This window comes from Vibrio sp. V42_P2S4T144, from assembly GCF_009904715.1.
Taxonomy (GTDB): Bacteria; Pseudomonadota; Gammaproteobacteria; order Enterobacterales; family Vibrionaceae; genus Vibrio; species Vibrio alginolyticus.
This window is the reverse complement of record NZ_WXWS01000591.1, coordinates 1-5,575: the sequence shown is the minus strand read 5'-3', so window position 1 is coordinate 5,575 and position 5,575 is coordinate 1. Positions and strand designations below refer to the sequence as shown.

Below are 5,575 nucleotides of genomic sequence, written 5' to 3'. Positions count from 1 at the left end.
ATTTCAAACAGTCCGACATACGTCACCGCTGCCCAGCCTTTAATTGAGATTGCCTGCCAGCTCGCACCTTCATAAAGACTTAAACCAATGGCGAATGGAATAGCGACCAAAAAGCCGAGCAGAACGCCAACCACAGGGTCGGCCTTATTTTTGGTATTTAAAATCCAGTAACCGGCCCACAGCAGCGTTGATAGCAGAGCAAGACCAACACCCAACGGGCTTTCAAATTCCATGCCTAAAAGATTGCCTTGTGTGGCAATTACTATCACGCCGACATAACTAAAACCGCAAGCCAGCCAGTCCTTACCACGGATCTTTTGTCCTAAGAAAACAGCGGCCATTAACGTTAAGGTGATGGCCCAGCTGTAGTTGATCGCTTGAGCCTGAGATGCGGGCAGCAAGTCATATGCTTTGAACAGAATAACGTAATACGCCAAAGGGTTAATCAACCCAAGCAGTAGGTAATACCAAGGGTTTGAGAAAAATGTAGCGCTTAACTGGCCCAATTTACCTTGCACACCACAGATTACTGTTAGCGCAATCGCAGAGACGATGCTGGCAATGCATAGCATTTGAATCGGCGTAAATTCTGCCAGCGTGAGTTTAAATGCGGTTGCAACGGTAGACCAAAGTAATACTGCTGAGAGCCCAAATCCTAGGGCGCGACGCTCGTTCATGATGCCTCTGCGTGATGATGTGCCGCTCGGTTTGGATAATTTGAGCGGAAGAAAGAATATTATAGGAAGGCCTAGTGTATGCGAGGATTTTTCATCCAACAAACTGGACATTTATCCAGTGTCTAAATACCATTGTTATAGATACAAAACACAGGCTAACTCGCTATTATGCAATGGATTCTTGAGTACCAATCTCTCATTCTCTCTTCTCTTTGTGCTGCCACGCTTAGTGGTGTCGCTGCCGGTTGGTGGGTGAAACAGCGTTTTATCACCCAAACTCAGCTTCTCGAGCAACAACTTGTTTCAGAAAAACAGCTTCATCAACAGCAACTTGAACAGGTCAAGCAAAGCCTTGCCGATGCTCAGCAAGAGTTGGATGAGTTAGATGATGAGCGCGATAAAGCCGCGTTTGAAGTGCGTCAAACGCACGGAAAGCTGATGGCAGCTATGGAAAAACTGCGTTACTTCGAGGCTGTAAAGCAAGAGCGCCAGCAATACTTTGATGAGCTTGGTCAAATGCGTGAACACAAATCACGTCTAGAAACGCAGCTGCGTGAACAGCAAGCTCGCCATGAGCAAATTAACCAAGCTAATGCCGAAAAACTGCAAATTTTAGAACAAGCGGAAGCACGCTTGAAACAACAATTTGAGCACTTGGCCAACCAATTGTTTGAAGAAAAAACCGCGAAGGTCGATTTGCAAAACCGTCAGAGTTTAGAAGGCTTGTTGTCACCGCTTAGAGAACAGTTAGAAGGGTTCAAAAAGCACGTTAATGACAGCTTTAGCCAAGAAGCTAAAGAGCGCCATACCTTAGTGCATGAGCTGAAAAACCTACAACGTTTGAACGAGCAAATGACGCGCGAAGCGGTTAATTTGACCCAAGCGTTGAAAGGGGACAACAAACAGCAAGGTAACTGGGGCGAAGTGGTGCTCGCTAGGGTACTTGCCGAATCTGGCTTGCGTGAAGGGCACGAATATCAGACTCAGGTGAACTTACAAAATGAAGCAGGCAAGCGTTACCAACCTGATGTCATTGTGCATCTCCCACAAAACAAACAAGTGGTTGTGGATTCTAAAATGGCGCTGGTTGCCTATGAGCGCTACTTCAACGCCGAAACTGATGCTGAGCGCGATCAGGCTTTGAATGCGCACTTAGCTGCTCTACGTGCACATATCAAAGGGTTAAGCATGAAGGACTACCACAAACTCAAAGGTATTCAGAGTTTGGACTATGTTCTGATGTTTATCCCGGTTGAGCCGGCGTTCCAAGTCGCGATTCAAGCCGATCCGAGCTTGATTAAAGACGCGATGGAGCAAAACATCATTTTGGTGAGCCCAACAACGTTGCTGGTGGCATTGCGCACCATTGATAATCTATGGCGCAATGAACGCCAAAATGAAAACGCCAAAATGATTGCGCAGCGTGCGACAAAACTCTACGACAAATTACGATTGTTTGTAGACGACATGGAGGGGCTCGGCGGTGCGCTGGATAAGGCGAATCAAAGCTATCAAGGTGCGATGAACAAGCTTGCCACAGGGCGCGGAAATGTGATTCGCCAAGCCGAAAGCTTTAAACACTTGGGAGTTGAAATTAAACGACCGATTTCTTCCGACCTCGCGCAGTTAGCGCAGAGTGATGCATTTTCAGAAAATGACCCGTTAGTAGAAAGACATCCGGCTGAGGATAAAGTAAACTAATCGCCCGCAGTGCAGTGGGCGATTTTATTTGTCAACAAACGCCCCGTAGAGGAAAGCGCTGCCTAAGAGGAATTAGAATGACGGACACAAGTTTGCAATCCAATACAGCGTTAGAGAATGAAACCACTCACTTTGGTTTCTCTACAGTGGCAAAAGACGAAAAAGTGACTAAGGTTGCCGAAGTATTCCACTCCGTGGCAACAAAATACGACATCATGAATGACCTGATGTCTGGTGGTATTCACCGCCTTTGGAAGCGCTTCACTATCGATTGTAGTGGTGCTCGCCCTGGCCAACGTATTCTTGACCTAGGTGGTGGTACGGGTGATTTGACGGCGAAATTCTCGCGCATTGTTGGCGATGAAGGCCATGTCATCCTTGCCGATATCAATAACTCAATGCTTAACGTTGGTCGCGATAAACTGCGTGATAACGGTATTGTGGGTAACGTGCACTACGTTCAAGCCAACGCAGAAGAACTGCCGTTCCCAGATGATTATTTTGATGTCATCACCATCAGTTTTTGTTTGCGTAATGTGACTGACAAAGACAAAGCGCTTCGTTCAATGTTCCGCGTACTGAAGCCAGGCGGCCGTCTATTGGTGTTGGAATTTTCAAAACCAGTGCTAGAGCCGTTATCGAAAGTATACGACGCATATTCATTCCACTTGTTGCCGAGAATCGGTGAGCTAGTTGCGAATGACTCAGAGAGTTACCGCTACCTAGCGGAGTCAATCCGTATGCATCCAGACCAAGAAACGCTGGAAGGCATGATGCAAGACGCAGGTTTTGAAAACACCAAATACTACAACTTAACTGGTGGTATTGTGGCTTTGCATCGCGGTTATAAATTCTAAGGGTTAACGGCATGCCATTTGAACCACTTATCACCGCTGTGATTGAAACGTCACTGAATACACTGATCAAAGACGACCCAGCATTGGGCCGTCGTTTAGCGCGTCTAAAAGGTCAAGTTATTCAAGTTCACCTGAAAGAGATCAATAAAACACTGACATTCGTTTTTAGTCAGCAAATTGATGTGCTTGGTCATTACGAAGGGCAGCCTAACTGCTATCTATCGCTCAACTTGAGTGTGTTACCAGAGCTGCGCGATCAGGCCAACATCACTCGTCTTATTAAACAAGATAAACTTGAACTCGAAGGCGATATTCAATTGGCGCAGAAATTCTCTCAGTTGATGGTGGATTGCAAACCAGATGTTGAAGAGTGGTTGTCTCGCGTGACTGGCGATGTCGCCGCACATACCTTTGTGCAAGGTTCAAAAAACATCGGCAACTTTCTTGCGTCTCAAGCAGAAAAACACCAGCGTCATCTTGCGCAAGTAGTGACTGAAGAATGGAAACTGGCTCCCGCTCCGTTAGAAGTGGCCTATTTCTGCGACCAAGTTGATGAGGTTCGCAGCAAGGCTTCTCGCATTGAAGCTCGTTTAACGGCTTTGCTGAATAAGCTGGATGCAGATAAGCCTGCATTGGAGAAACCATGACGCCAGCAGAACTAAAGCGCTTATACCACATCGCCAAAGTACAACTGGAATACGGCTTAGATGAGCTGCTTCCCGATCACCAACTGACCAAAGCTCCGCTTTTACTGCGCAAAAGCTTGTTTTGGATTAAGAACAAGCACCCAGAAAAACCACTCGGTGAACGTCTGCGTTTAGCACTGCAAGAGCTGGGGCCGGTTTGGATTAAGTTCGGTCAGATGATGTCGACGCGCCGTGACTTATTTCCTCCGCATATCGCTGATCCCCTAGCTTTACTTCAAGACCAAGTCGCTCCTTTTGATGGCGAGTTGGCAAAAAAGCAGATGGAGCAAGCATTAGGTGGTCCGTTAGAAAAATGGTTTACCGAGTTTGATATCAAACCACTGGCGTCTGCGTCGATTGCTCAGGTACATACTGCGCGCATAAAAGACACTAACCAAGAAGTGGTATTAAAGGTTATCCGCCCAGATATTCGCCCAGTCATTGATTCAGATCTAAAACTGATGCACCGAATGGCGCGTATAGTCGCCGGAGCGATGCCTGAAGCACGTCGTTTAAAACCAGTTGAAGTCGTGCGTGAGTACGAGAAAACCCTGCTTGATGAACTCGACTTGCGACGTGAGGCGGCGAATGCCATTCAGTTGCGCCGCAACTTTGAGGGCAGCGAAGAATTGTATGTTCCTGAAGTTTTTCCCGACTTCAGTAATGAAACTGTCATGGTTTCTGAGCGAATATATGGCATTCAAGTCTCTGATATTGAAGGCTTGAAAGCAAATGGCACCAATATGAAATTGCTCGCGGAACGCGGTGTGAGTGTGTTCTTCACTCAGGTGTTCCGAGACAGCTTTTTCCATGCCGATATGCATCCGGGTAATGTGTTCGTCAAACCCGAACATCCAGAGAACCCAATGTGGATTGGGCTAGATTGCGGAATCGTTGGTACACTTAATAGCGAAGACAAGCGTTATCTGGCGGAAAACTTCCTGGCGTTTTTCAATCGTGACTACCGCCGAGTGGCTGAGTTACATGTGGATTCAGGATGGGTGCCTGCGGATACCAATGTCGATGAGTTTGAGTTCGCGATTCGCATTGTGTGTGAGCCTATTTTTGCTAAGCCATTGTGCGAAATCTCCTTTGGTCATGTGTTGTTGAATTTGTTCAACACGGCACGTCGATTCAATATGGAGGTTCAGCCACAGCTTGTACTGTTGCAAAAAACGCTATTGTACGTGGAAGGGCTTGGTAGGCAGCTATATCCTCAACTCGATTTGTGGGAGACCGCAAAACCATTCCTGGAGGAATGGATGATGAATCAAGTTGGGCCGCAAGCTCTAGTGAATGCGATTAAAGACCGCGCACCATTTTGGGCAGAGAAATTACCTGAACTGCCAGAGCTACTTTACGATAGCCTGAAACAAGGTAAAGCGATGAATCAACGTATGGATCAGCTTTATCAAGGGTATCGCCAGAGCAAGCGCCAGCAGGCGACAGGAAAGTTTTTGTTTGGCGTTGGCGCGACTTTAGTCGTATGCTCGGCAATATTGGTGAACGATGCTTTTGAGCAGCTTTCGTTGGCCTGCGGTATCGCAGGTGTCACATTTTGGCTGCTTAGTTGGCGAGCTTATCGTCAATAGACGTTAAACTCTTGAAATATTTTTGTTTGTTTAAAGACCCGAGGTAAAGAGAATGGGTGGTA

5 protein-coding genes are annotated in these 5,575 nt (G+C 46.8%); 4 read left to right on the top strand and 1 reads right to left on the bottom strand.

Translation table 11 applies throughout. From position 1 onward, the window contains the following. On the bottom strand, positions 1–677 hold a 677-nt coding region (locus CAG68_RS19490), incomplete at its 3' end, for an EamA family transporter (RefSeq protein ID WP_161441541.1). A 168-nt stretch (positions 678–845) separates the two neighbouring features. Between CAG68_RS19490 and rmuC the strand changes: the two genes are divergently transcribed. From rmuC to ubiB, 4 genes are all read left to right on the top strand, one after another. Then, positions 846–2,378, top strand: a complete 1,533-nt coding sequence (gene rmuC / locus CAG68_RS19485) for a DNA recombination protein RmuC (RefSeq protein WP_005379209.1) — start codon at positions 846–848, stop codon at positions 2,376–2,378. Positions 2,379–2,455: 77 nt separating this feature from the next. Then, positions 2,456–3,235: a bifunctional demethylmenaquinone methyltransferase/2-methoxy-6-polyprenyl-1,4-benzoquinol methylase UbiE gene (gene ubiE, locus CAG68_RS19480; RefSeq protein WP_005379210.1), complete on the top strand. Its 780-nt coding sequence runs from the start codon at positions 2,456–2,458 to the stop codon at positions 3,233–3,235. Between the two features lie 11 nt (positions 3,236–3,246). Next, complete coding sequence (locus CAG68_RS19475) at positions 3,247–3,882, top strand: ubiquinone biosynthesis accessory factor UbiJ (protein ID WP_086046428.1); 636 nt, start codon at positions 3,247–3,249, stop codon at positions 3,880–3,882. Further along, entirely contained in the window at positions 3,879–5,513 is a 1,635-nt protein-coding gene (ubiB, locus tag CAG68_RS19470; protein WP_005379226.1) for a ubiquinone biosynthesis regulatory protein kinase UbiB, read from the top strand. Before CAG68_RS19475 ends, ubiB begins: the two co-directional genes overlap by 4 nt. The last annotated feature ends 62 nt before the right edge of the window (positions 5,514–5,575 follow it).